Annotated in this window: 26 protein-coding genes and 1 tRNA gene; 17 read left to right on the top strand and 10 right to left on the bottom strand. The window is 70.4% G+C overall.

Annotation, left to right across the window (positions count from 1 at the left end):
* Positions 1 to 22 precede the first annotated feature (22 nt).
* The 4 genes from G3I56_RS39165 to G3I56_RS39150 form a co-directional block, all read right to left on the bottom strand.
* On the bottom strand, positions 23 to 1,885 hold the full coding sequence (locus tag G3I56_RS39165; RefSeq protein WP_164417784.1) for a copper resistance protein CopC: 1,863 nt from the start codon (positions 1,883 to 1,885) through the stop codon (positions 23 to 25).
* Positions 1,886 to 2,143: 258 nt separating this feature from the next.
* Positions 2,144 to 2,983: an SDR family oxidoreductase gene (locus G3I56_RS39160; protein WP_164417739.1), complete on the bottom strand. Its 840-nt coding sequence runs from the start codon at positions 2,981 to 2,983 to the stop codon at positions 2,144 to 2,146.
* Positions 2,984 to 3,015: 32 nt separating this feature from the next.
* Positions 3,016 to 3,480 (bottom strand): cupin domain-containing protein, encoded by a 465-nt coding sequence (locus G3I56_RS39155; protein WP_164417782.1) that lies wholly within the window; start codon positions 3,478 to 3,480, stop codon positions 3,016 to 3,018.
* A 68-nt stretch (positions 3,481 to 3,548) separates the two neighbouring features.
* Positions 3,549 to 6,320 (bottom strand): GNAT family N-acetyltransferase, encoded by a 2,772-nt coding sequence (locus G3I56_RS39150; protein ID WP_164417737.1) that lies wholly within the window; start codon positions 6,318 to 6,320, stop codon positions 3,549 to 3,551.
* Between the two features lie 90 nt (positions 6,321 to 6,410).
* Here G3I56_RS39150 and G3I56_RS39145 point away from each other — a divergent pair, with 90 nt between their 5' ends.
* Both G3I56_RS39145 and G3I56_RS39140 read left to right on the top strand, forming a co-directional pair.
* A complete protein-coding gene (locus G3I56_RS39145; protein ID WP_164417735.1) occupies positions 6,411 to 7,160 on the top strand; it encodes a siderophore-interacting protein in 750 nt (249 codons plus the stop codon).
* Positions 7,161 to 7,214: 54 nt separating this feature from the next.
* Entirely contained in the window at positions 7,215 to 7,808 is a 594-nt protein-coding gene (locus tag G3I56_RS39140) for an HhH-GPD-type base excision DNA repair protein (protein ID WP_164417733.1), read from the top strand.
* A 35-nt stretch (positions 7,809 to 7,843) separates the two neighbouring features.
* Here G3I56_RS39140 and G3I56_RS39135 read toward each other — a convergent pair whose 3' ends face one another.
* Positions 7,844 to 9,535, bottom strand: a complete 1,692-nt coding sequence (locus G3I56_RS39135) for a helicase HerA-like domain-containing protein (protein ID WP_164417731.1) — start codon at positions 9,533 to 9,535, stop codon at positions 7,844 to 7,846.
* 104 nt (positions 9,536 to 9,639) lie between these two features.
* On the opposite strand from G3I56_RS39135, the gene G3I56_RS39130 reads away from it, so the two are divergent.
* Both G3I56_RS39130 and G3I56_RS39125 read left to right on the top strand, forming a co-directional pair.
* Positions 9,640 to 9,936, top strand: coding sequence for a type II toxin-antitoxin system VapB family antitoxin (locus G3I56_RS39130; protein WP_006377352.1), 297 nt, complete (start codon positions 9,640 to 9,642; stop codon positions 9,934 to 9,936).
* A gap of 135 nt (positions 9,937 to 10,071) precedes the next feature.
* Complete coding sequence (locus tag G3I56_RS39125; RefSeq protein WP_164417729.1) at positions 10,072 to 10,722, top strand: LytR C-terminal domain-containing protein; 651 nt, start codon at positions 10,072 to 10,074, stop codon at positions 10,720 to 10,722.
* 40 nt (positions 10,723 to 10,762) lie between these two features.
* Here G3I56_RS39125 and upp read toward each other — a convergent pair whose 3' ends face one another.
* Positions 10,763 to 11,398, bottom strand: coding sequence for a uracil phosphoribosyltransferase (gene upp / locus G3I56_RS39120; RefSeq protein WP_164417727.1), 636 nt, complete (start codon positions 11,396 to 11,398; stop codon positions 10,763 to 10,765).
* 166 nt (positions 11,399 to 11,564) lie between these two features.
* On the opposite strand from upp, the gene G3I56_RS39115 reads away from it, so the two are divergent.
* The 9 genes from G3I56_RS39115 to G3I56_RS39075 all read left to right on the top strand — a co-directional run bounded on the left by G3I56_RS39115 (position 11,565) and on the right by G3I56_RS39075 (position 16,979).
* Positions 11,565 to 11,750, top strand: a complete 186-nt coding sequence (locus G3I56_RS39115; RefSeq protein WP_164417725.1) for a hypothetical protein — start codon at positions 11,565 to 11,567, stop codon at positions 11,748 to 11,750.
* 261 nt (positions 11,751 to 12,011) lie between these two features.
* Positions 12,012 to 12,575: a hypothetical protein gene (locus tag G3I56_RS39110; RefSeq protein ID WP_164417723.1), complete on the top strand. Its 564-nt coding sequence runs from the start codon at positions 12,012 to 12,014 to the stop codon at positions 12,573 to 12,575.
* 62 nt (positions 12,576 to 12,637) lie between these two features.
* Positions 12,638 to 13,090 (top strand): tRNA adenosine(34) deaminase TadA, encoded by a 453-nt coding sequence (gene tadA, locus G3I56_RS39105; protein WP_164417721.1) that lies wholly within the window; start codon positions 12,638 to 12,640, stop codon positions 13,088 to 13,090.
* A 67-nt stretch (positions 13,091 to 13,157) separates the two neighbouring features.
* Positions 13,158 to 13,242, top strand: a tRNA-Ser gene (locus tag G3I56_RS39100).
* A 95-nt stretch (positions 13,243 to 13,337) separates the two neighbouring features.
* Positions 13,338 to 13,514, top strand: coding sequence for a hypothetical protein (locus tag G3I56_RS39095; RefSeq protein WP_343240184.1), 177 nt, complete (start codon positions 13,338 to 13,340; stop codon positions 13,512 to 13,514).
* Positions 13,515 to 13,546: 32 nt separating this feature from the next.
* Complete coding sequence (locus G3I56_RS39090) at positions 13,547 to 13,840, top strand: Dabb family protein (protein ID WP_164417719.1); 294 nt, start codon at positions 13,547 to 13,549, stop codon at positions 13,838 to 13,840.
* Positions 13,841 to 13,990: 150 nt separating this feature from the next.
* The gene (locus tag G3I56_RS39085; RefSeq protein WP_164417717.1) at positions 13,991 to 14,884 is read left to right on the top strand and encodes an RNA polymerase sigma factor SigF; all 894 of its coding nucleotides are present in this window, start codon (positions 13,991 to 13,993) and stop codon (positions 14,882 to 14,884) included.
* Between the two features lie 314 nt (positions 14,885 to 15,198).
* Positions 15,199 to 16,116 carry an RNA polymerase sigma factor SigF gene (locus tag G3I56_RS39080; RefSeq protein WP_164417715.1) on the top strand — a complete coding sequence of 306 codons (918 nt, stop codon included), beginning with the start codon at positions 15,199 to 15,201 and terminating at the stop codon, positions 16,114 to 16,116.
* Between the two features lie 92 nt (positions 16,117 to 16,208).
* On the top strand, positions 16,209 to 16,979 hold the full coding sequence (locus G3I56_RS39075; RefSeq protein WP_164417713.1) for a hypothetical protein: 771 nt from the start codon (positions 16,209 to 16,211) through the stop codon (positions 16,977 to 16,979).
* Between the two features lie 19 nt (positions 16,980 to 16,998).
* On the opposite strand, the gene G3I56_RS39070 is transcribed toward G3I56_RS39075, so the two are convergent.
* Both G3I56_RS39070 and G3I56_RS39065 read right to left on the bottom strand, forming a co-directional pair.
* Positions 16,999 to 17,544: a UTRA domain-containing protein gene (locus tag G3I56_RS39070; protein WP_164417710.1), complete on the bottom strand. Its 546-nt coding sequence runs from the start codon at positions 17,542 to 17,544 to the stop codon at positions 16,999 to 17,001.
* A 145-nt stretch (positions 17,545 to 17,689) separates the two neighbouring features.
* Positions 17,690 to 17,887 (bottom strand): hypothetical protein, encoded by a 198-nt coding sequence (locus tag G3I56_RS39065; protein ID WP_164417708.1) that lies wholly within the window; start codon positions 17,885 to 17,887, stop codon positions 17,690 to 17,692.
* A gap of 220 nt (positions 17,888 to 18,107) precedes the next feature.
* On the opposite strand from G3I56_RS39065, the gene G3I56_RS39060 reads away from it, so the two are divergent.
* The 4 genes from G3I56_RS39060 (at position 18,108) to G3I56_RS39045 (ending at position 22,494) form a co-directional block, all read left to right on the top strand.
* Positions 18,108 to 18,557: a MarR family winged helix-turn-helix transcriptional regulator gene (locus G3I56_RS39060; RefSeq protein ID WP_164417706.1), complete on the top strand. Its 450-nt coding sequence runs from the start codon at positions 18,108 to 18,110 to the stop codon at positions 18,555 to 18,557.
* 84 nt (positions 18,558 to 18,641) lie between these two features.
* Positions 18,642 to 21,125 carry an MFS transporter gene (locus tag G3I56_RS39055; RefSeq protein WP_203691696.1) on the top strand — a complete coding sequence of 828 codons (2,484 nt, stop codon included), beginning with the start codon at positions 18,642 to 18,644 and terminating at the stop codon, positions 21,123 to 21,125.
* A 16-nt stretch (positions 21,126 to 21,141) separates the two neighbouring features.
* Entirely contained in the window at positions 21,142 to 22,011 is an 870-nt protein-coding gene (locus G3I56_RS39050) for a YceI family protein (RefSeq protein WP_164417704.1), read from the top strand.
* A gap of 9 nt (positions 22,012 to 22,020) precedes the next feature.
* Positions 22,021 to 22,494 carry a PPOX class F420-dependent oxidoreductase gene (locus G3I56_RS39045; protein WP_164417702.1) on the top strand — a complete coding sequence of 158 codons (474 nt, stop codon included), beginning with the start codon at positions 22,021 to 22,023 and terminating at the stop codon, positions 22,492 to 22,494.
* Positions 22,495 to 22,519: 25 nt separating this feature from the next.
* Here G3I56_RS39045 and G3I56_RS39040 read toward each other — a convergent pair whose 3' ends face one another.
* Positions 22,520 to 23,299 carry a TetR/AcrR family transcriptional regulator gene (locus tag G3I56_RS39040; RefSeq protein WP_164417700.1) on the bottom strand — a complete coding sequence of 260 codons (780 nt, stop codon included), beginning with the start codon at positions 23,297 to 23,299 and terminating at the stop codon, positions 22,520 to 22,522.
* Between the two features lie 147 nt (positions 23,300 to 23,446).
* Complete coding sequence (locus G3I56_RS39035; protein WP_164417698.1) at positions 23,447 to 24,955, bottom strand: MFS transporter; 1,509 nt, start codon at positions 24,953 to 24,955, stop codon at positions 23,447 to 23,449.
* Between the last annotated feature and the right edge of the window lie 92 nt (positions 24,956 to 25,047).

Below are 25,047 nucleotides of genomic sequence, written 5' to 3'. Positions count from 1 at the left end.
GTCAGGCGTGGGCCCGGTCCGGTCAGCCACCGATCCTCACCTTCCGCGACACGCTCACCTGATCGACGTCCGACGTCCGGATCGTCACCTTCATGGTCCAGGTGCCGGCGATCGGGAGGTTGAGGGTGTTTGTGCCCCAGTAGCCGCCCAGGTCGGTGACTTCGGCGTTGAGCGGGCCGATTTCCTTGCTGGGGAGGGAGAAGGAGATGCGGAGTTCGGGGACAGTCGCGAAGCCGTCGTCGGGGCCGAACACCACCGCCTGCACGCTGTTCTCGCCGACCCGGCCGGGTTCGAGGGTGATCTGCACCTTGCCGTGCCCGCCCGGCGTACCGACGTCGAAGGGGATCGTCGTCGTGCTCGCGCTGATCACACCGGGTACGGGCGCGTCCTTGGCAGCCTCCGCCGCCTCGGCGGCGGCCCGGCCCGGCAGGGTGGTCGTGAGAACGGTCGTGATCACCAACACCGCGATCCCGACGGCCACTTCGGCCAGCATGGAGCGGCGGAGCCGACGCCGGTGCGAGGCGCTTACGTTGTCGGAGATGCCGTCGTCCGAGGTGCCGTCGTCGGACGTGTCGGCGTCGGACGTGCCGTTGTCGGACGGGTCGGCGTCGGGAATGTCGGCGCCGCTCTCGCCGGCCCGAGTCGCCGGACCGCCGACCGTCTCCGCCACCCGTTCCGCGACCTTCGTCTCCGCCACCGCCTCCGCCGCCTCCGGTACCAGCAGGCGGCCCGTCCACCGGCGCGAGAACCCGGCGGCCACCAACAGCAGCGCCACAGCGCACATCTTGGCGATCAGGATGCGGCCGTACGACGTGCCGGTGATCGCGTCCCAGGAGCCGAGGCCGCGCCAGGCCTGGTAGACGCCGGTGACGGTCAGGACGGCCACGGAGGCGAAGGCCAGCCGGGAGAAGCGGGCGACGGTGGCCGCCGGGAGCGGCTCCTCCGCCTGGAGCAGGGTGAGCAGAGCCGCGAGGCCGCCCAGCCAGGCGGACATGGCGAGCAGATGCAGCACCGAGGACGTCATTGCCACCGGCACCTGGATACCGGCCGACGCGTGTTCGGCGGCGGCCCACGTCAGCGTGAGACCGAGGGCGAGGGCGGCCCCGGCGGCGAGAAGGGCAGGTTTCACCCGGTCGCCCGTACCGGCGTCGACGCTCCGGCGTCGGCGTGCAACCACGGTCAGCAGCACGGCGGTTGCGGCCAGCAGAGCGAGCCGGGCCAGGAGTGCCAGGCCGGGCCTGCTGGTCGCGGTCCGCTCCAGGGTCGCCAGGTCGAAGGCGTCGGCGGGTGCGGTGCCGGCCTCGTACGGGCCGCGCAGCAGGAGCAGGGCGAGGGTGGCCACCAGGAGGGTCCACCAGCCGGTCAGGACCAGCCTGCGCAGGGGGTCCGTGCTCGAGGGACGGCAGAGGAGGACGAAGACGACGGTGCCGACGAGCAGGGCCAGAGCCGCGTACGCCAGGTAGCGGACGATGTCGTAGAGGGCGCTGGTGGCCGGGTTCTCGGCGGGCCCGATGTCGATGGTGGCCGGGGTCGCGGAGGGCTCGCCGACGGAGAAGGTGAAGGCGCCCGAGATGGGGTGACTGTCCGCCGACACGACCCGCCAGGCCACGGTGAACGTGCCCTCGCCGAGGCCCCCCGGCAGGCTGACGCGCACCACGTCGGAACGCCCGTCCACATGCTCGGCCTCGCCGGTGCTCACGCGCCGGCTGTCGGGGTCGAAGAGTCGGAAGGAGTCGTCGAGCAGGGCGACGGACTCGGTGAAGGTCAGGGTGACCTGTTTGGGCGCGGACTTGAGGACGCTTCCGTCCCGGGGGTCGGTGTCGCGGAGAGCGGCGTGCGCGGAGGCGGTTCCCGCCCCTCCGACGAGGAGGAGAAGGACGAGCATGGTGCCCAACAGCGCCAGCCGCTGAACTCCCCGGACGTTCCTCACTCCCGGGACGGTCCTCAGGCCTGTCCGCCCGCCGATCCCTGTCCGCCCGCCGATCCCCGTGCGCTCGCCTCCTGCGGCTCGTCGGTCATCGCGCCCTTCGTTCCGTAGTCGGCCCACGTACCTTCTCCGTCTTCGGGACTTTTCGGCTCTCGTATACGTACGGACGATCCTGACGCCCCGCTCACCCCGCCGGAACCGTATTCGCCGTGGTCTTCACCACGTGGGACGGGCGGACACCCCGCCGTCCACGACCAGGTCGTGGCCACTCACCCAGGACGCCAGCCGGGAGGCGAGGAACACACACGCGTCGCCGATGTCCTCGGGCCGCCCCAACCTCCGTACGGGCGCGGCCTGTTGCCAACGCCGCACCCCCTCCGGCCAGTCGTCCGCCAGCCCTTCCCGGTCGATGAGCCCGGGCGAGACGGTGTTGACGCGGATGCCGTACTGCCCGTACTCCAGCGCCGCCGACCGGGCGTGCGCCAAGACCGCCGCCTTGGAGGCGGAGTAGTGCGCGTGACCGGGCGCCGGATGCCCGGCCTCGATGGACGCGATGTGGGTGACACTGCCCCCACTCCCGATCCCACTCCCACTCCCGACCCCGATCCCGCCCTGGTCGTCCTGCTCGCGCATGACCTCCGCGGCGGCCTGCGTACAGGCGAAGACGCTGAGGAGGTTGGTGTCGACGACAGCACGCCAGTCCGCGACCGTCATCCCGGCCAGCTCCTGGACCGGCTGCGCACCCGCGTTGTTGACCAGCGCGTCAAGCCGCCCGCCACCCCACTCGGCGGCCTCCCGCACCACCCGTCGGCACTCGTCCTCGGCCGTGAGATCGCCCCGCAGCACGACAGCCCGTCCGCCCGACGCCTCGATCCGCGCGGCCACTTCCCGCGCACCCTCGTCCGACGTCCGGCAGTGCACGGCGACCGCGGCTCCCTCCGCCGCCAAGCGCAGCGCGATCCCGCGCCCGATCCCGCCACCGCCCCCGGTGACAAGGGCGACCTGACCGCCGAGAAGAGTCGCAGAACTCACGGATGGACTCACGGAGGGACTCATGGATGGCCTCGGGGATGGACTCACGGTTGGACTCATGGGCGACACAGTGCCTCGATGCGAGCCGCCTCGGCCGGATAACGCGCGGCCAGTTCGACGGCGTCCCCGTGCTCGTACCCCTCGTACGTGAACCCGGGCGCCATCGTGCACCCGAAGAACGTCCACGCGCCGCCCTCGACGACCCGCGCGCCCATCCAGGTCCCGGCGGGAATGGTCAGCTGCGGCTCCTGCCCGTGCAGGAGGCCGGGCCCGAGGACGGCCGTCCGGGAGGTGCCGTCCGGTGCGAGGAGCAGCAGTTCCAACGGGTCGCCGAGGTAGAAGTGCCAGACCTCGTCCGACGGCAGCCTGTGCAGCGCCGAGAATTCGCCGGGCTCGGCGGTGAGCAGCGCGACGATGGCCGAGCCCTCCGGCCGCCCGTCGGCCCGCTCGGGCCCCGCCCACGTACGCCGGAACAGCCCGCCCTCACGCGGGATCGGCTCCAGTCCGTAGTGGGCGATCAGATCGGCGGGCGTCGGTTGCCCTGCCGACTGTCCTGTCGGCTGTCCTGTCGGCTGTCCTGAAGTCGGGGTCACCCGGGAAAAGCTACCTCCCGGGTAAGAAACGCCAGTTGGGCCCGCTTCTCCGGCAGGTACACGTCGGGCAGGTCGATCTCGGGCAGGACGACAACCGGCCCGGCCACGAACCCCTGCCGCAGAAATCGGGCGACGGCCTTCTCGTTCCCCACATCGGGATCGACCACGACCCGCCGGTGCCCGAGCCCGACCAGCACGTACTCCGCCAGCACCGCCATCAGCGCGGCCGACCACCCCGGCCGCCCGCCCTCCGCCCCGGCGGGCGCGAGCAGCAGATGTACGCCGATGTCGCCGGGCTCGACGTCGTAGCACTCGCTCACCCGGTCGGCCCCGGGCTCGTAGGTCTGGAGGAGCCCGACCGGCGTACCGTCCTGCACCAACAGGTAGGCGTGATGGGTGTCGAGGGCGTCCAAGTGGGCGTAGATCTCGGCGACCTGCTCCTCGCTGAGCCCGTTCATGCCCCAGAACCCGGCCCGCGGCTCACTCACCCAACCGTGCACCACACCGGCGTCGGCGACGGGGTCCAGCCGCAGGACCCGCACGGTCCCGAACCCGCCGGCCACCTGCTCGTGCACGGCGGCACGGGTCTCGTACGTCGACGTCGGCCTCGGCCTCGGCGGGTACTCCCGCGTCAGCCGCGCCCAGTCGGTGACGACCGGGACGAGTTCCCCCCTTGTCCACAGCGGGAGTTGATCGCGGTGGTGGGCGGAGTCCGGTACCCCGGAGGCCCCGAAGGGCACCACCCAGAGGCTGTCCTCACGCCGGGCCAGGTCCCAGACGTACCTGGCGGCGGGCCCGCGCGCGCTGAGGTCGCTGAGCCCGGGGACGGAGGACGTGCAGAGCACACAGTCGTGGTCGCCGGAGAGCCCCGGTTCGTCGTACGCGGAGTGCGAGTAGTGCGAGGAAGTGGCCGGTGCCCGCCAGGGGGCCAGCCGGTGGCGCTCGCCCCAGGTAACGGCCCCGGTCATCGGCTCGGCAGCCACCTCGGCAAGGGCTTCCCTTACTGCGGCGGCGCGATCGATCCCGTACAACTCCCGTGCTTTCAGGAGCCCTTCGAGCGCGAAGGCGATCCGGGGGAGCAGGGCGAGCCAGGGGAGGAAGACCTCGGGGTACGGGGGTGGGACGGCCAGTGCGGCGAAGGCGGGGTGGGCGGCGAGGCGCCGTACGACGGCGGAACGCAGGGCCGCGTACGACGCTGCCTCCGTGCTGTCGGCGTCCATCCGGCGGTCCCAGCGCAGGAGTTGGTCGCGGAGGGCGGCCTCCTCGACCGTGAGGCGGTCGGGGCTGTCGAGGGCGGCGAGCAGGTCGAGGAGCGGGCCGGCGGAGGCGAGGTGGGTGTCCATGTGGAGGGCGGGCAGCTCGGCCGCCGACCACTGGGCCTTCTCCTCCAGCAGGGCGCGGATCCGGGCCGCCCGGTGCGGCGGCGCGAACTCGACGCCGAGGGAGGTCGCGGGCCCACGCTGGTTGGCCATGACGGCGAGGCCGTCGTCGACGGTGCCGTACGGCGTCTCGCGCCGGCCGTGCCACTCGTGACCGGGCTCCCAGGCCCGCACCAGCCGGGTCCGGTTGGCCTCGGCCCGGACGGGGACATGGCCCGCGACCCGGTGCAGCAGCCCACCCTCGGTGTCGGCGGCCTGGACGACATTGACGGGCTCGGCCCACAGATCGACGGCACGGTCGACGTCGTCGACACGGCGGGCGCGGAGAAGGGGGAGTAGGGCGGAGAAGCCGAGGTCGCCTGTGACGCGGGGCGGATAACGCAGACTAATCGTTTCTGCATGATCGCCGGAATGTGTGTCGGAATGTTCGTCGGAATGTTCGTCGGGGCCGATCACCACCGGTCCCCGCCCGGTCTCGATCACCTCCACCTCGACCGGCTCACCGCCCGCGACCTCGACGACCTCCGTGTGCACGTCGGCCGACCGCCACTCCCCGTCGGGATCGAGGACCTCAACTCCCTTACCTGTAAGGGGAGCGCCGCTAAGGGGAGTCCCCGTACGGCGAAGTCGCTCCACGTACAGGTCCTGGTAGTCGGCCATGGCGTTGGTGATGGCCCAGGCGACCGTGCCCGTGTGGCCGAAGTGGGCGATGCCGGGAACGCCCGGGACGGCCAGCCCGATGACGTCGAACTCGGGGCAGGACAGCTGGACTTGTTGATAGACGCCGGGAGCCTCGATGTAGCGGTGCGGGTCGCCCGCGATCAACGGGAGCCCGGTGACCGAGCGTTCGCCGCTCACCAGCCAGCCGTTGCTGCCGGAGGTGCCGGGTCCGTCGGTGGCGAACAGGGCGATGGCGTCGGCGCCGAGATGTGCCGCGACCTGTTCGCGCCAGAGCTTGGCCGGGAAACCGGCGAACAGGATGTGCGTGGCGAGCCAGACGCCGAGCGGGGTCCAGGGCTCCCAGCGGCCGGGGGCGAGCCCGGTCGCGGCGAACTCGGGTGCGGCGGCGGCCCCTTGCACCAGCCCCTCGTTGACCCCGTTCACGTACGCCCGTACCCAGGCGGCGGCTTCGGGGTCCCGTGTCTCCAGGGTGGCGTAGCAGCATCGGGCGGTGTCGTCGAGGCGGGTGCGTCGGGCGAACACGTCCCAGCCGACCGCCTCGGCCCCGAGGAACGCGGCCGAGGTGCCCTGGGCGCGGTGTCGCTCGACCTCAAGCTGCCAGGCCCGGTCGAGGGCGGTGACACGGCCCTGGCCACGGGCGAGTTCGAACGCGTCGCCCGCACGCAGGTGCGGGATCCCCCAGGCGTCGCGGTAGATCTCGGTGGCCATATCTGTATCCTCACGGGTCCGAAACTGTGTATTAGGTTAGGCTTACCTAAGTAATCCGTGTGGGAAGCGTACGCGAGAGGTGAAGAAACCATGGCGCAGGGGCAGGCGCGAGGACAGGCGCAGGGACGCGGCTGGGAGGGCGCGGTCCTCAAGCTCTTCCGGGGCAAGGACTTCGTGTTCACCGTGACGGACGCCGAGGACGTCACCCCGCACTACCGGCGCCTCCAGCTCACCGACGGGGGCATGCTTTCGGCCACCGGCGTCCACCCCACGATGTGGGTCCGGCTGTGGTTCGACAACGCGGGCAAGCCGCACCAGCGGGCGTACACCCTGGTCGACCCGGATCCCGAAACCGGCACGTTCGGACTCGAGTTCGCGCTCCACGACGGATGCGCCAGCGACTGGGCGCGGGCGGCGAAGCCCGGGGACACCATCGAGGCGACGGTCCAGGGAACCGGCTTCACGCGGCCCCAGCCGGAGCCCTCGCACGTCTTCGCGATCGGCGACCCGGCATCGCTGCCAGCGCTCAACTCCCTCCTGGACACGCTGGGTTCGGCCCCGGCGACGATCTGGTTCGAGTCGGACCACGGCATCGACGGCTACCCCTTCCGCATCACCCCCGACCGCCACGACCTCCGCCCGGTGCCCCGCCGGGACGCGGGCGCCCACCTGGTCTCCGAGGTCCGCTCCGCCTTCCCGGACCTCCTGCGGCACACCGCCGACCCGTACGTCTGGACAGCCTGCGACACGGTCACGACCCGTTCCCTGACCAGCTACTTCCGCAAGGAGGCCGGGCTGCCGAAGCAGCGGGTGCACGGGCTCGGGTACTGGCAGCCGTAGCCGACGACCGCGCACAACCGCGCACCCCTGCCCCGATCGGGGCATGATCGAACCATGGACGTCACTCTCCACCTCGCCCAGGACCCCGAGGCCGACGCGCTCCTCGGCCGCAGTCCGCTCGCCGCGCTGACCGGAATGCTGCTGGACCAGCAGGTTCCGATGGAGTGGGCGTTCAAGGGGCCGGCGACCATCGTCCAGCGCCTCGGCGCCGACGATCTCGACGCGCACGAGATCGCGGCGTACGACCCCGAGGCCTTCGCCGCGCTCCTCTCCGACAAGCCTGCCGTGCACCGGTACCCGGGCTCGATGGCCAAGCGCGTTCAGCAGCTCTGCCAGTACCTCGTCGAGCACTACGACGGTGACGCCGAGGGAGTCTGGCGGGACGCGGCGACCGGCGAGGAGCTGCTGAAGCGCCTCAGCGACCTGCCGGGCTTCGGCAAGCAGAAGGCCCAGATCTTCCTGGCCCTCCTCGGCAAACAGCTCGGTGTCCGGCCCAAGGGCTGGCGCGAGGCGGCCGGCGCGTACGGCGAGGCGAAGTCCTTCCGCTCCGTCGCCGACATCACCGGCCCGGAGTCCCTGACGAAGGTCCGGGCCCACAAGCAGGAGATGAAGGCGGCGGCGAAGGCCGCGAAGGCCGCCGGCAAGTAGGCGCCGAGCGGGCGACGGGGCCCGGTGCCCGGTGGCTACCGCCTCCGCCGGGCCGTGCCGAAGAGGGAACGGGTGATCTCCCGGCCGATCTGGGTGCCGAGGGACCGGGCCAGGGACTTGAACACCCCGCTGCCCACCACCTGTTCCACCATGGAAGGGTCCTCCCTGGGCTTGGACTCCCCTCGCTCCTCGGACGCCTTTGGCCCCGCGGGCCTCATCTCGTCCGGGCCCTTTGCTCCACCCGCTCCACCCGCTCCATCGGACGGCTTCGCCGCCGTCAGCTTCTCGTACGCCGACTCCCTGTCCACAGCCTGTGCGTAACGGTCGTAGAGCTGCGAGTCCCTGACCGCCTGGTCGAGAACCGCCGCGTCGACCGGGCCCATCAGGGACTCGGGGGCGCGCAGACGGGTCGCGGCGACCGGGGTCGGGGCGCCCTTCTCGCTCAGGACGGTGACCACCGCCTCGCCCGTTCCGAGGCCGGTGAGCAGTTCCTCCAGGTCGTACGCCGAGTTCGGGAAGGTCTTCACCGTGGCCCTGAGGGCCTTCTGGTCGTCCGGGGTGAAGGCGCGCAGCGCGTGCTGGACCCGGTTGCCGAGCTGGGCGAGGACATCGGCGGGGACGTCCTTCGGCGTCTGCGTCACGAAGAAGATTCCCACGCCCTTCGAGCGGATGAGGCGCACGGTCTGGGTGATCGCGTCGAGGAAGGCCTTCGACGCGTCGTTGAAGAGCAGATGCGCCTCGTCGAAGAAGAAGACGAGCTTGGGTTTGTCGGAGTCGCCGACCTCCGGGAGGTCGTGGAAGAGGTCGGCCAGCAGCCACATCAGGAAGGTGGAGAACAGCTGCGGCCGGTCCTGTACGGCGGGCAGTTCGAGGACCGAGACCATGCCCCGGCCGTCCGACGCCGTACACAGCAGCTCGGCCGTGTCGAACTCCGGTTCGCCGAAGAAGTCCGCCATGCCCTGCGCCTCGAAGGCGGTGAGGGAACGCAGGATCACCCCGGCCGTGGCCGTGGAGAGTCCGCCGATGCCCTTCAGTTCCTCCTTGCCCTCGTCGGAGGTGAGGAAGGCGACGACGGCCCGCAGGTCCTTCAGGTCGAGCAGCTCCAGCCCCTTCTGGTCGGCGTAGTGGAAGACCAGGCCGAGCGACTGCTCCTGGGTCTGATTGAGCTGGAGCACCTTGGACAGCAGCACCGGGCCGAAACTGGTGATCGTGGCCCGCACCGGGATGCCGTGTCCGAGGCCCCCGAGGGCGTAGAACTCGGCGGGGAAGCCGGTCGCCGCCCACCTCTGGTGCACCTCGGCCGCACGGGACCCGACCCTGTCGTTCATCGTCCCCGGCGCGGAGATCCCGGAGACGTCACCCTTCACATCGGCCAGGAAAACGGGCACACCTTGGGCGCTGAGCTGTTCGGCGATCAGCTGGAGCGTCTTGGTCTTGCCGGTGCCGGTGGCCCCCGCGACCAGACCGTGCCGGTTGAGCATGGGGAGCGGGATGCGGATCTGGGCGTCCGGGAGGCACGTCCCGTCCCACAGCAGGGCGCCCAGATCGAGCGCCGGGCCGGTGAAGGCGTATCCGGCGGCGATCTCCAGGGCGGGCCGGGGAAGCGCGGGAGCGCTCCCAGGCGCAGGGGGTGGTGAGGCGGGCGCGTTTGCCGGTGGCAAGGACTCCGTGATGGCCCTCGCGGTGACCGCCGTGGTGGCCGATGGCACGGTCTCGCTGTCGCTCATGTCGGACCCCTCTTCCGGTTTGACCCGCTTTACTACAGCTTTTCCAGCGTCGCACTCCGTCTCCATGGCTGCGCCCGGAACGTCTGGACCGGTAGGCTTTCCGTGTGATCTTCAAGCGCATCGGAAACGGCCGGCCGTACCCCGACCACGGCCGGGAAAGCACCCGGCAGTGGGCGGACGTCGCGCCGCGCCCGGTCCGCCTCGATCAGCTCGTGACGACCAAGGGCCAGCTCGACCTGGAAACCCTGCTCGCCGAGGACTCGACGTTCTACGGCGACCTCTTCGCGCATGTCGTGAAGTGGCAGGGCGACCTGTATCTGGAGGACGGTCTGCACCGCGCTGTCCGGGCGGCCCTCCAGCAACGCCAGGTACTGCACGCCCGCGTCCTCGAAATGGACTGACGGATAGACCGAGGCGGACCGATGGATGGCCTGACGGCCGTCCTCGCGACGCTTATTGGCCCTTTCGGGTAGTACTGCGGCCGGGTCAATGATCATTTAGTAGGCATCGGTGCCCAGGCGCACTACGCTGCGCCCATGAGCATGCTGACTCCCCCCGGAATGGGCGGCCAGTACCGCATCACGGGGGACAAGTACCCGCGGATGCGCCGACCCCGGGGGCGCCGCAGGTTCGTACTCGGACTCGTGGCCTCCGTCGCCGCCCTCGGCCTGATCGGCTGGGGTACCTTGCAGCTCATCGACGTCTTCACCGGCGGCGGCAGCAAGGCCACGGCCGCAGGACCGAAGTCGGACTGCGCCACCAGGGCAACCCCGACGGCGACCGCTCCGACGGCGCCCAGAGCGCTGCCCAAGCCCGGCAGGATCACCGTCAACGTTCTGAACGCCACGCCCCGCAGCGGGCTGGCCAAGCAGGCGGCGGACGAGCTGAAGAAGCGCGGCTTCCGCATCGGCGACGTCGGCAACGCGCCCAAGGCCTACGACAAGAAGATCGCCGGAGCCGGGATGGTGCTCGGCGCGAAGTCGGCCGTCCAGGCCGCCCTGCCCGTGCTCGGCACCCAGCTCGCGGGCGCCCAGGTGCAGACCGACGCGCGCACCTCGGCCACCGAGGTCGACCTGCTCATCGGCACCAAGTTCACGGCCCTGACCAGCAAGAAGGACGCCGACCAGGCCCTGGCCGCACTGGCCCGTCCCGCGCCGACGCCCTCCAGCACCCAGAAGGGCTGCTGAGCCTCGTACTCCGTACTGCCTGTTGGTATTGGTACCGGTGCTACTCGGCCGCGCCGTACAGCCGGTCGCCCGCGTCCCCGAGGCCCGGGACGATGTAGCCGTGCTCGTTCAGGCGCTCGTCGATCGAGGCCGTCACGACGGTGACCGGGGCGCCCGCCAGCTCGCGTTCCATCACCTCGACGCCCTCCGGGGCCGCGAGGAGGACCACGGCCGTCACATCGTCGGCGCCGCGCTTGATCAGCTCCTGGATCGCGGCGACCAGGGTGCCGCCGGTGGCGAGCATCGGGTCGAGGACGTACACCTGGCGCCCGGAGAGGTCCTCCGGCATGCGGGTGGCGTACGTGGACGCCTGGAGCGTCTCCTCGTCGCGCACCATGCCCATGAAGCCCACCTCGGCGGTCGGCAGCAGCCGGACCATGCCGTCCAGCATGCCGAGACCGGCCCGCAGGATCGGCACCACCAGCGGGCGCGGGTAGGACAGCTTGACGCCTGTGGTCGGGGCGACCGGCGTCGTGATGTCGACCTGTTCGGTACGCACGTCGCGCGTGGCCTCGTAGGCGAGCAGGGTGACCAGCTCGTCGGCGAGACGGCGGAAGGTCGCGGAGTCGGTGCGCTGGTCGCGCAGCGTGGTGAGCTTGTGGGCGACCAGAGGGTGGTCGACGACGTGGAGACGCATGTCCCTAACAGTAGCCGGGACAGTAGCCGGGGTCCCGCGGAGCGGCCCCGCCCCCTTACAGCGGTTCCGCTTCCCCGTACAGCACCTTCACTCCCCCTCACCCTTCCGCTGGCATCAAACCGCCCGACGGAGGGAAGGTGGAGGGACGGATTGGGGGTGTCTGCCCATGCCTGACCATGAACCCGACCGGGACCGGAAGGCGTCGGAGACCGAGGCCGAGAGGCGTCGGCGCCGGGCCGTCTTCCTGCGCGAGCTGACCGAGGCCCGCGAGTTGCGCGACCGTGTCCAGCCCCGCCGCGCCAAGGTCGCGCGCCTTCGCCACGCCATGCGTATGCGTACGTTCCGCTGGTAGTACGCGCGTTGAGGGGGTAGCCGTGCGGGGCGGTGACGGAAGCCGGTTACGATCCGCTGGTGGCGGCAACACGAGCGCTGCTGAAGGGCTCAGCTGACAACCGATCAAAAGAGCCGGACACAGGGTGCAGAAGACGTCCCCTGAACGCTCCGTTTCTGCCACGATGCCGAGTGGTGGGGCTCGGCGAACAGCCTTCCCCGCCCGTAACCTCCGCCGGGGGGACCCCCAACGGGCACGCCTAGGAACAGTGGGAGAGTCACGGTGTACTTCGCCGCAGTGCTCGCGCGCACCGAAGACGGGTGGGAAGCGAGCGACACAGAGCTCGACGATGTGGAAACCCTGTCGGACCTGGCCGAACTGGCCCGTGAAGCCTCCCCCGAGGACGACACGGTGCTGGTGCTCATCGAGCAGGAGGACGCCTGGTTCGGCGTCGTCCGCATCGACGGCGAGGACGACCCCCGGATCTACGTCTCGGACGCCGCCGCCGCTTCCCGTAGTTCGTACGGTGAGATCCTGCTCACGGCCGAGCTGCTCGGCCGTGATCCGGACGCCGACGAACCGGATCTCGACGCCCTCGTCCTCGACCTCGACGGCACCGAGGACGGTGAGTCGGACGCCGATCCGGACACCGACGCCGACTCCGCCGACGACGACGAGACCATCGCCCCCGCCGACGCGGTGCCGCACGGCCCCGTGGGGGACCCCGTGATCCTCGTCGACCTCGGCGTCGGCGAGAAGGAACTGCGCGCCCTGGACGCCGACGACGCGCTGAGCGCGATCGCCGAGGCCCTGGGGGCGTCGGAGGTCCTGGAGACGGTGCGCTGAGCCGAGAGGGCCTGATCGACGAGGGGGCGCCCGACCCCGTACGTGAGCCGTGGCGGGCCGCGATGCGGCTCGCCCTGGCCGAGGCCGGGCGGGCCGCCCTGGGCGGTGACGTCCCCGTCGGCGCCGTCGTGCTGGCCGCCGACGGTACGACGGTGCTCGCGACCGGCCACAACGAGCGTGAGGCGACGGGCGATCCGACCGCGCACGCGGAGGTCCTCGCGCTCCGGCGGGCCGCGGCGGAGGTCGGCGAGTGGCGGCTGTCCGGCTGCACGCTCGTCGTGACGCTGGAGCCCTGCACGATGTGCGCGGGCGCCCTCGTGCAGTCGCGGATCGACCGGGTCGTCTACGGCGCCCGCGACGAGAAGGCGGGCGCGGCCGGCTCCCTCTGGGACGTCGTACGCGACCGCCGGCTCAACCACCGCCCCGAGGTGATCGGCGGCGTCCTCGCGGACGACTGTGCCGGCCTCCTCACCACCTTCTTCCGCCACGACCGCCGACCGCCGACCGACCGCTGATTCACCGGCGGGGGCCGCCGATAAACGGATTTCGGACCATGCCGCAGCTTGCTGTAAGGTTCCCCTCGGTAGCGTGTCCGAGCGGCCGAAGGAGCTCGCCTCGAAAGCGAGTGTGGCGCAAGTCACCGAGGGTTCAAATCCCTCCGCTACCGCTGTAGAAGGGCCTCGCCGGACGGCGGGGCCCTTCGTGCGACATCTGTCGGGTGTCGTGCGGTCCGGTCTGGTCGGGTCCGAGGGGGAGGCCGCCGTGGCGGTGAATGCGAAGAAGATCGCCGTCTACGCGGTCGTGGTCTTCGTGGCGTACGTGATCATCACGGACCCCAAAGGGGCGGCCGAGTACGTCGAGATAGCCTTCGAAGGCATCTCGAACGCGGCCAGCGCCATAGGCGACTTCATGACCTGGGTCGCCGACGGCGCCCAGTAGCAGCCAGCCCAAGCAGCAGCCGGGGAGTACATGTGATCCGCCATCTGGTCCTCTTCAAGCTCAACGAGGGCGTCCAGCGCGACGAACCGCGGGTCATGGCGGGTGTCGAGGCCTTCCGTGCCCTGCCCGGCCAGATCGGTGAACTCCGCTTCTGGGAGTGCGCCTGGAACATCACCGACCGCCCCATCGCCTACGACTTCGCGATCAACTCGGCGGTCGAGGACAAGGACGCGCTGGTCAGGTACCTGGAACACCCGGCCCATCAGGCGGCTGCCGGACCGTGGCGCGAGTTCGCCACCTGGGTGATCGCCGACTACGAGTTCTGAGCCGTACGGCCGCACAGGCGACGACCCCGCACCGGAACGGTGTGGGGTTTTTTACGTCTTATGGGCCAACTCTCCCTCAACACGGTGTTATGGGGTGCTTGCACACAGTGCACATGTCTTGTGATGCTATGACCGCTTTTGACGGATGAGTTGACCGATGAGTTGACCGATGAAGAGGTGGCCTTGACCGTGTCGGCCAGTACTGCGCCACCCCAGGAAGCCACTGCCCGAGAAGCCGCTGCCCAGGAAGCCGCACCTCAGGAGCCCGCCCCCCAACGGAGCCGAGGCGCTGACACCCGGGCCCTCACCCAGGTGCTCTTCGGCCAGCTCAAGATGATGGAGCCGGGTACGCCGGAGCACAACCGCGTGCGGGGGGCGCTCATCGAGGCGAACATCCCGCTCGTGCGCTACGCAGCCGCCCGCTTCCGCTCCCGCAACGAGCCGATGGAGGACGTCGTCCAGGTCGGCACCATCGGGCTGATCAACGCCATCGACCGGTTCGACCCGGACCGGGGTGTGCAGTTCCCGACGTTCGCGATGCCGACCGTCATCGGCGAGATCAAGCGGTACTTCAGGGACAACGTCCGCACCGTCCACGTACCGCGCCGACTGCACGAGCTGTGGGTGCAGGTCACCGGGGCGACGGAGGACCTGACGACGGCGTTCGGGCGCATTCCGACGACCGGCGAGATCGCCGAGCATCTGCGGATCAGCGAGGAGGACGTGCTGTCCTGCATCGAGGCCGGCCGCTCGTACCACGCGACCTCGCTGGAGGCCGCCCAGGAGGGCGACGGACTTCCGGGTCTGGTCGACCGCCTCGGCTTCGAGGATCCCGCGCTGGACGGCGTGGAACACCGCGACCTGGTCCGCCATCTCCTGGTCCAGCTCCCGGAACGCGAACAGCGCATCCTGCTGCTGCGTTACTACAGCAACCTCACCCAGTCGCAGATCAGCGCGGAACTGGGCGTCTCCCAGATGCACGTGTCCCGGCTACTGGCCCGTAGCTTCGCGCGACTGCGCTCCGCGAACCGCGTCGAGGCGTAGCCGAGGGCGCGGTCGGGGCGCGGTCGGTTGCGTCGCCGGGGACGTAACCGGATACAGGAGCGAGTCGTCACCTGGGAGAGCGAATCACTCAGTGACGTACTTCCCGACATTTCTAGGGTTAAAAACTGCCAGACCCCCTTTTTCCAGGGCGGATTCGCGTCCCACATGTCGACATGTAACTACAGCGTGTTGCCGACATGTGACATTCTCCGTGAAGAGCGTTTGCCGTGGCTCCGGCTCCGGTATTCAGGTGAAGGCTGCGTTCCTCAGATCGGAACGTCCGCCGCGACCGTCCGCGACCCAAAGGGGGTGGCATGTCCGCAGACCAGGGCAGCTCCAAGGTGCTCACGCTCACAAAGAGCGAGTCGGCGCCCGCCGAGCTTCACGACGTCCCGGCCCTCGTAGTGGAGGTCGAGGCAGAGGCAGCCCCGGCCACCCAGGCCCTCCCGCCCGCTCCACCGGCCACGGGTGCCATCGACACCCGCACGCTGTCCCGTTCCCTGTTCCTGCGGCTCGCCGCCCTCGACGAGAACAGCCCCGAGCGTGCGTACGTCCGGGACACCCTCATCGAGCTGAACCTCCCCCTCGTCCGGTACGCGGCGGCCCGCTTCCGCTCCCGGAACGAGCCGATGGAGGACATCGTCCAGGTCGGCACCATCGGCCTGATCAAGGCGATCGACCGCTTCGACTGCGAACGCGGCGTCGAGTTCCCGACGTTCGCGATGCCGACGGTCGTGGGCGAGATCAAGCGCTTCTTCCGCGACACGTCGTGGTCGGTGCGTGTGCCGCGCCGCCTGCAGGAACTGCGCCTGGCCCTCACCAAGGCCAGCGACGAACTCGCCCAGAAGCTGGACCGCTCCCCCACGGTGCCCGAACTCGCCGTGGTCCTGGGCGTGTCCGAGGAGGACGTGGTCGACGGCCTCGCGGTCGGCAACGCGTACACGGCCTCGTCCCTGGACTCCCCGGCCCTGGAGGACGACGGCGGCGAGGGTTCCCTGGCCGACCGCCTCGGCTACGAGGACACGGCGCTGGAGGGCGTGGAGTACCGCGAGTCCCTGAAGCCGCTGCTGGCCAAACTCCCGCCCCGTGAGCGCCGGATCATCATGCTGCGCTTCTTCGCCAACATGACCCAGTCGCAGATCGGCGAGGAGGTCGGCATCTCCCAGATGCACGTGTCACGCCTCCTGACCCGAACCCTGTCCCAGCTCCGCGAGGGCCTGATCTCCGACTGAGGGGTCGGTGTGGGGTCACTGCGGGCTCGTTGTGGGGTCGCTGGAGGCTCCTGAGGGTTCACTTCTGACGGAGCATCAGCGACGATGACGCGATGCTTCGACAGACCCGCGCGACGCATACGACGCACGACCGCCGGGGCGCCATCGCCCTGACCACCTCGGCGGCCGTCGTGATCTGCGCCCTCACAGGGCTGTTGGCGGCGTGCGGGGTCAGCGGCGGACGCGACGAGGCGTACGTCCCGGTCGAGCGACCGGCGATCGGCGGTACGGCGGTTGCTCCCACCGGGGAGGTGACGTTCGTACCGCTGGAGGGACCCGAGTCGGAGACGGCGGTGCCCAACTCGCCCCCTGGGCAGGAGAGTCGGCCGCGCACCTCCGCAACGGTGCCCGGATCGCCGACCGTTCCGGTGGAGAACTCCAACTCGGCTCGTACGAGCACGAATTCGGCGTCTCACACGCGGACTCCTACCTCGGCGTCGACCTCGACCTCGACCTCCATTCCAACAGCGGCACCGGTACCGACGCCGACGGCATCGTCGCCGTCGCCACCCGTCGGTCCCGCTCACCTGATCACGGGTGCGCCGGTACACGAGGCCACGGACAAGCGCTGGTGCGAGAAGGTGACGCTCGCCTTCCACAACACCGGTGGCTCACCGGTGCGTTCGGGCACGGTCACCTTCGGCACGCACATCATCGACCTGCTCGGCATCGACTGGGCGACGATCGAGTCGACCGTGCCGCTCCCGGCGCCGATCGGGCCGGGAGCGCGGCGGGAGGAGAACTGGACGGTGTGCGTAGAGGAGTGGCGCGTGCCGTGGGGGATGCGGGTGGAGACGCGGGTGGTCGAGGTGGAGTGGGCCTGAGGGTGCCGATCCCCGCCCGCTATCCGATCCGCAGTTCGTAGCGCAGGCGTTGGCGATGGGCGGGCATGGTCATCAGGTCGGCCTGGAGGGGGCGGTCCTCGGCGTCCAGGGTGAGCCGGGTCAGCCTTAGGACGGGGGTGTCCGGGGCGACGCGCAGCGCCTGTTGCTCCGCCTCACTGGGCAGCCCGGCCGTCACGTCCTCGCGTACCCGTACGCCCACGTGGCCGAGACGTGCGAGCAGGGTGACGGCTCCGCCGGGGATCTTGGCGACGCGGGCGAGCCCGGTGCCTCCGGCGATGTGGACGGGGTAGTAGCTGTCCGTCAACTCGCAGGGCTCATCGTCGAGTTCGATCACCCGGCGCCGTACGACCACGGCCTCGCCCTCGGCGACGCCGAGCAGCCCGGAGACCTCCTCGGACGCCGGCACCTCCCCGGCGTGGACGATGCGCTGTGTGCCCCGGCGCCCCTTCGCGGCGGCTTCCTCGCTCCAGGCGTCGCCCTGCCCGCTCGCCCGCGGCGCCAGATAGGGCATGGAGGTGCTGACCCAGTCGCCTCCGCGGTCCATGGCGGTACGTCCTCCGGTCGGAGGCGGCAGAAGCCGCGCCCATGGATCGCTCGTGGGTTCTCGGTGGGAGTCCGGAACACGCCGGCCGTGTCGCCGGCGCGGTTTCCGTCGGTTCTGCTTCCGGCTCCCGGTTCTACGTCCGGTTCTACTTCAGCGCCAGCCAGGCCACCGCCGCGACCACCAGTACGGCGACGACAACGCCGACGATCAGGCCGATGCGGGGGCCCGCCGGGGCGGGTGCCTGGCGGCTGCCGCCCTGGGGGGTCTCGTCGACGAACGCTCGGAACATCTGGGTGCTGCCCGCGGGGTCGTAGTTACCCTCGGGGCCCTGGGTGTTGGCCATGGTGCGAGACCCTAGCGAACCCGACGCCGCCCGCCCAAGTGGGCCCCCTCTCCCGCCCCTCCCACCTGCACGTTTACGTTCGCCAATACTTGCCTTTGCCAAGTTTTTAGTCCACCCCCTCCCCGTTTAATTTGCCTGTAGCAACCAATCTTTTCTATGGTTGCCCCAAGCAACGAATACCGGGTCGGGCAGGACCCAGGGGACTGACTCAGGGGGTGGGATGGCCGAGCAGACGCAGTACGAGGAGTTGGCGCGTCAGTTCAGTGCCTTCGGTGCCGTGAGACGGGAGATGGGGCGGGTCATGCCGCCCGAGTGCCCCAGCGGATCCGCCGTCGTGCTGATGCTGCTCGACCGGTACGGGGACATGCGGATGAGCCGGCTCGCCGAGCTGCTCGCCGTCGACATGTCCGTGACCAGCCGCCATGTCGCGCACGTCGCCGTGCGCGGCTGGATCGAACGGCTCCCCGACCCGGCCGACAAACGCTCCCGCATTCTGCGGCTGACGCCCTCCGGGCACACGCAGATCGGCGAGCTGTCGCGGCGGTCCACCGAACTGCTCGCCCACCGGCTCGCCGACTGGAGCGACGACGAGGTCGGGCAGCTCGCCCGGCTCATGGGGCGGCTCCGGGAAAGCTTCGGCGCGCAACAAGCGACTCGACAAACGACGTAGCCGATGGCGCAACAAGCCATGTGGCAAACGACGTGGCAAACGACGTAAAAGACGCACAAGACGCAGCACAGACAAGGAAGCTCAATGGCAACGACCACACCGGCCGGTGTGCGGGCGGCACACGCCAAGCACGGGGGAGGCTCCCACGGCTCAGTCCCCGACGGCACGCCGATGTCGCACCGGCAGATCCTGGAAGCGCTCACCGGGCTGCTGCTCGGCATGTTCGTCGCGATCCTGTCGTCGACGATCGTCTCCAACGCCCTGCCCGACATCATCAAGGACCTCGGCGGCGGCCAGAGCGCCTACACCTGGGTCGTGACCGCGTCGCTGCTCGCGATGACCGCGTCGACCCCGCTGTGGGGGAAGCTCGCCGACCTCTTCTCCAAGAAGCTGCTGATCCAGTTCGCGCTCGTCATCTTCGTGCTGGGGTCGGCCGCCGCCGGGCTCTCGCAGAACGCGGGCATGCTGATCACCTTCCGTGCCGTGCAGGGCGTCGGCATGGGCGGGCTCTCGGCTCTCGCCCAGATCATCCTCGCGGCGATGATCTCCCCGCGTGAGCGCGGACGCTACAACGGCTACCTCGGCGCCACCTTCGCGACCGCGATGGTCGGCGGCCCGCTGATCGGCGGTGTCATCACCGACACCAGCTGGCTGGGCTGGCGCTGGTGCTTCTACGTCGGCGTGCCCTTCGCCGTCGTCGCCCTCGTCGTGCTGCAGCGGACCCTGCACCTGCCCGTCGTGAAGCGCAAGGCCAAGGTCGACTGGACCGGCGCCTTCTTCATCACCGCGGCCGTCTGCCTGCTGCTGGTCTGGGTGACCTTCGCCGGCGACAAGTACGACTGGGTGTCGTGGCAGACGTACGCGATGATCGGCGGCACGGTCGCGCTGCTCGGGATCTTCGTCCTCGTCGAGTCGAAGGCCAGCGAGCCGATCATCCCGCTGCGGCTCTTCCGCAACCGCACGATCACCCTCGCCTCGCTCGCGTCACTCTTCGTCGGCGTCGCGATGTTCGCGGGCACCATCTTCTTCAGCCAGTACTTCCAGCTGGCCCGGGACAAGTCGCCGACCATGTCCGGCGTCATGACGATCCCGATGATCGGCGGCCTGTTCGTCGCCTCCACCGTCTCCGGCCAGGTCATCACCCGTACGGGACGCTGGAAGGCGTGGCTGCTGGCCGGCGGTGTGCTGGTGACGGCCGGTCTCGGTCTGCTGGGCACCCTGCGCTACGACACCGCGTACTGGCACGTCGCCATCTACATGGCGCTGCTCGGCCTCGGTGTCGGCATGATGATGCAGAACCTCGTGCTCTGCACCCAGAACCAGGTCTCCCCCTCCGACCTGGGGGTCGCCAGCTCGGTGGTCACCTTCTTCCGGTCCCTCGGCGGCGCGATCGGCGTCTCCGCGCTGGGCGCGGTCCTCAGTCACCGGATCACCGACCACCTCAAGGACGGCCTGGCCACCATCGACCCGAAGTACGCCTCGGCGCTGAGCGGTTCGACCTCCAACACCATCCCCGACCTCGACGCGCTGCCCGCGCCGCTGCGCACGGTCATCGAGGGCGCGTACGGCCACGGCATCGGCGACGTCTTCCTCTACGCCGCCCCGGTCGCCCTGCTCGCGCTCGTTTTCTCGCTCTTCATCAAGGAGGTCCCGTTGCGGACCAAGGGCGCGCTGGCGCAGGCCGCGGAGGACAGGAACGGTGTTTCCTCCGTCCCGGTCACGGAGCTGGAGGCAGCGCCCGCCGTCGCCGCCGTCGCCACGGTGGCTGTCGAGGCCGCCGAGCCCGTCAACACGCCTGCCGGTGGCGGGATTCCGGTACGCGGTCACGTGCGCGGTGCCGAGAGCGCGCCCGTTCCGCAGGCCGCCGTCACGCTGATCTCCCTCACCGGACGTCAGCTGGGCCTCGCGGTCACACAGGGGGACGGCGCCTACGCGCTGGACGCGCCGGGTACGGGTTCGTACGTCCTGATCGCCTCGGCGGACGGGTTCCAGCCGCAGGCCTCGACCGTCGTCGTGGGCGGCGAGCCGGTCGCGTACGACATCCTGCTCAGCGGCACCAGCGGGCTCGGCGGGCTGGTGCGCGGCAGTGAGACCGGGGTGCCCGTCAAGGACGCGATGGTCATCGTCACCGATGTGCGCGGGGATGTGCTGGCCACCGGGACGACCGGTGAGCAGGGCGAGTTCACGTTCGCCGAGCTGGTGCCGGGTGCCGTGACCGTCGCCGTGAACGCCGCCGGGTACCGGCCGCGGGCCCTGCCCGTCGAGGTCGGCGGCACCGGGGTCACCCGGGTCGAGGTGGAACTGGCGTCCGGGGCGCAGATCCAGGGTGTCGTACGGGCGCCGCACGGGCCGCTCGGGGACGCGCGGGTCACGCTCGTCGACGCGGCGGGCAACGTGGTCGGCTCGGCGACGACCGGTGCGGACGGGGCGTACGCCTTCGCCGACCTGGACAGCGGCGAGTACACGGTCATCGCGACCGGCTACCCGCCGGTGGCCACCGCCCTGACCGTCACCGGCCGCGGCGCCGACGACCACGACATCGAGCTCGCCCACCCGGGCGGGGAGTGACGGGGAGTTGCGGGACATGGCAGGCGTAACAGGTGCCACGAATGCCACAGGCATCACAGGCGTCACAGGGCTGAGCGCGCGGGTTCGTACGCGGGACGGGTGGGCCGTGTCGCACGCCGTCGTCACCGTGACCGACGCGACCGGGCAGCAGGTGCTGCGGGCGGGGGCCGACGCGGACGGGGTCGTGCGCGACACGACCCCGCTCGCGCCCGGCGCGTACACCGTGATCGTGACGGCCGTCGGGTACGCGCCCACCGCGTCCACCGCCATCGTCACCGCTGGGGGACGGCGTACCGAGGTCGGTACCGTCACCCTCGCCCGGCTGGGCGGCGGTGCCGAACTGCCGCCGCCCGGGCCGTGGACCGTCGACCCGGCCCACTCGTCCGTCGGGGCGGTCGCCCAGCACCTGGGCATCTCCAGCGTGCACGGTCGGTTCACCGAGTTCACGGCGACGATCGGGATCGCACCGGACGAGGTCGCCAAGTCCCGGGTGGAGGCGGTGATTTCGGCCGCCTCGATCGACACGGGGAACGCGACGCGGGACGAGCATCTGCGGTCCGCCGATTTTCTGGACGCGGAGCGGCATCCGGACATCGCGTTCCACTCGACGGGTCTCACCCCGGCCGCCGGTCCCGACCGCTGGACCGTCCACGGCGAGCTGAGCATGCGCGGTGTCGTACGGCCCGTCGACCTCGACCTCGCCTACCTCGGCACCGGCGCCGATCCCTGGGGTGGCACGCGGGCCGCGTTCCGGGCGACGACGGAGCTGCGGCGCGAGGACTTCGCCATGAACTACAACCAGGTGGTGCGGGCGGGTATCGCGGCGATCGGTACGACGTTGAAAGTGGAGCTGGACATTCAGGCCGTTCAGGGTCCGAGCCTCTAGGCTGCCCGTATGGCACCGAACATCGCTACGAACACCGCTGTGTCCCTGGCCGAGCTGCTCGACTTCGTACGGCCCCGCCACCGGGCGATCCTCCTCACCCGGCGCGCGGACGGGTCCCCCCAGGCCTCGCCGCTGACCTGCGGGGTCGACGACTCGGGGCGGGTCGTCATGTCGACATACCCGGAGCGCGCCAAGACGCGCAACGCCAAGCGGGACGAGCGCGTCAGCCTGCTCGTGCTGAGCGACGAGTGGAACGGGCCGTGGGTCCAGATCGACGGCACGGCGGAGGTCATCGACTCCCCGGACTCGGTCGAGCCGCTCGTGGAGTACTTCCGGAACATCTCCGGTGAGCACCCGGACTGGGACGAGTACCGCGAGGCGATGGTCAAGCAGGGCAAGTCGATCATCCGGGTGACGCCGGAGAAGTGGGGGCCGGTGGCTACGGGCGGGTTCCCGGCACGGTTGGTGACCGAGGAGCCGTAGGAAGCAGGAGGCCTGCACGAGCCGGTCAGGCCCTCGCCACCATCGCCTCGATCCCCGCCACCAGCAGCTCCAGCGCGAAGTCGAAGTCCCGCTCGCGCATCTCCTCCACCGTGCCGCCGCCCCGCGCCGCCATCATGTCCGCCGACTCCTGGATGAACTCGGCGGCCACCGGGGCGGCCCCCACGGCGCTCATCGCGTGCTGGAAGTAGGCGTCCTGGGTCATCCCGGCGTCCGTGCAGCGGGCGATGAAGTGACCCTCGATCGTGCCGAATCCGTACACGAACTGGAAGACGGCGGCGATGGCGCCCGTGAGGCCCCGTGCGGGCAGGCCGGTACGGCGCAGCACGCGCTGGACGGCACGCGAGAAGGCCTGCGAGTGCGGGCCGATGTTGAGGTAGGTCCCGGCGAGCGGCGACACCCAGGGGTGCCGGACCAGCAGGGCGCGGTACTCGCCGGCCAGCATGCGCAGTTGGTCCCGCCAGTCCTCGCCTTCGGCGTCCGGGCCCCGTTGCGGATCGGGCAGGCGCAGTTCGGCGGAGGCGGCGTCGAGGGCGAGTTCGAGCAGGTCGTCCTTGGTGTCGACGTACCAGTACACGGACATCGCCGTGACGTTCAGCTCGGCGGCCAGCCGCCGCATCGAGAATCTGGCCAGCCCCTCCGCGTCCAGCAACCGGACGGTCACCTCGGTGATCCGGTCCCGGTCCAGCCCCGAGGGCTGCCCGCCACGACCGCCGCCACCTCGGCGCACGGCTTTACCGTCCAGCCACACGCTGGTCCGCGCCGGCCCCTCGGCTGCCCTCACCATGGCCGTACCTTTCGTCAGCTTTCCAACACGGGCCATGCTAGGCGCGCCTTTCAGGGGCGCGGGGCTGTGACATTTGCGGCTCCGCCGCGTGGGCGCGATCAACCACGGCGAACCCACAGCCGCAACCGAACAGAACCCCCTGAGCGCTTAGGCGACCGAGCCCACACCCACCTCGGACTCTGCCCGCTCAGCCCTCCGCAACAACACCGCCGCGACCACCCCGCCCGACAACACCGCCCCCGCCCCCACCAACTGACTGCTCTCCAAGCCGGAGGCGAACGCCTCAGTGATCCGCGCCCTCTCGGACGCCGATCCCGCCTCCGCCAACGCCCCCGGCAGGGAACTCGCCGCCACCGAAACCAGCGCCGCGAACCGCGAGTTCAGCACAGCGCCGAGCACCGCGACGCCCAGCCCCTGCCCGAACTCCGCCACCGTGCCGTTGATCCCCGCCCCGACACCGGCCTTCTCCGGCGGAATCGAGCTCATGATCGCGTGTGCCATCGCCGGGCTCGCCACCGCGGCCCCCGTTCCGATGAGCAGCAGGCCCAGCAACGTACCCGCGTAACCGCCGGAGGCGACCGTCGCGATGGAGACCAGGCCGCACGCCATCAGCGTCATGCCCAGCCCGATGGCGAGCGGAGTCCCGAGCCTGGCCGCCCATCTCGCCGACACACCGGTGAAGTTGAGCGCCACGATGGCGAGCGCGAGCGGTGCCGTACGCAGTCCCGCCTCCAACGGGCCGTATCCGAGCACGAACTGCATGTGCTGGGTGAGCAGGAAGAGCGACCCGCCCATCCCGAAGGTGATCAGCACCGCACCCGAGACCGCCCCCGTGAACCTGCGGTTCCTGAAGAAGTGCATGTCGAGCATGGGGTACGGGATCCGGTTCTCCCAGTACGCGAAGGCGCCCAGCACCACGACCGCGACGGACGCCGGCACCAGTACCCGGCCGGACGTCCAGCCGTGCTCGGGCCCGGAGATGATCGCGAACACGAGCGAGGACATGCCGATCGTGGAGAGCAGGGCGCCCAGCAGGTCCGGGCGGTCGCCCCTGGGGTTCTTCGACTCGGGTACGAGGGCCACCACCGCCACCAGCCCCAGCGCCGCGACCGGGATGTTGATGAGGAAGATCGCGCCCCACCAGAAGTGGTTCAGCATGAAGCCGCCGAGGAGCGGGCCGGTCGCGAAGCCCAGCGAGTTCACCGCGGCCCAGATGCCGATGGCCTTCGGCTGCTCCTCGGGCGTGAAGATCTGCATCGCCACGGCGAGAGTGGTCGTCATCAGCAACGCGCCGCCGACGCCCATTCCGGCGCGGGCCGCGATCAACTGGCCGGTGCTGTCGGCCAGTCCGGCGGCCAGTGAGCCCACGCCGAACAGGACGAGGCCCGCGATCAGCATCCTCTTGCGGCCGTAGCGGTCGGCCGCGCTGCCGGCGGTGAGCAGCAGGCCCGACTGGACCAGCGAGTACGCGTTGATCATCCACTGGATGTCGGAGGTACCGGCGCCCAACTCCCGGGTGAGGGAGGGGATCGCGACGTTCAGGACGGTGTTGTCGAGCAGCACGGTGAGCTGAGCGAGACAGATGACACCGAGGATCAGCCAGCGCTGGGGGTGGCCCTGGCCCTGAGGGTCGCTTGGGCGGGACGTAGACGACATGCTGTACACCGTAGAACAGTTCCTATACGGCGTACAACAAATAAGAAGGTAGTGGCCCGGAGCGAGATCGCTCCGGGCCACTACCAGGGGAA

It is taken from the genome of Streptomyces sp. SID12488, from assembly GCF_010548275.1.
Taxonomy (GTDB): domain Bacteria; phylum Actinomycetota; class Actinomycetes; order Streptomycetales; family Streptomycetaceae; genus Streptomyces.
The sequence above is the reverse complement of the archived record's forward strand: the minus strand, read 5'-3'. Positions and strand labels throughout refer to the sequence as shown.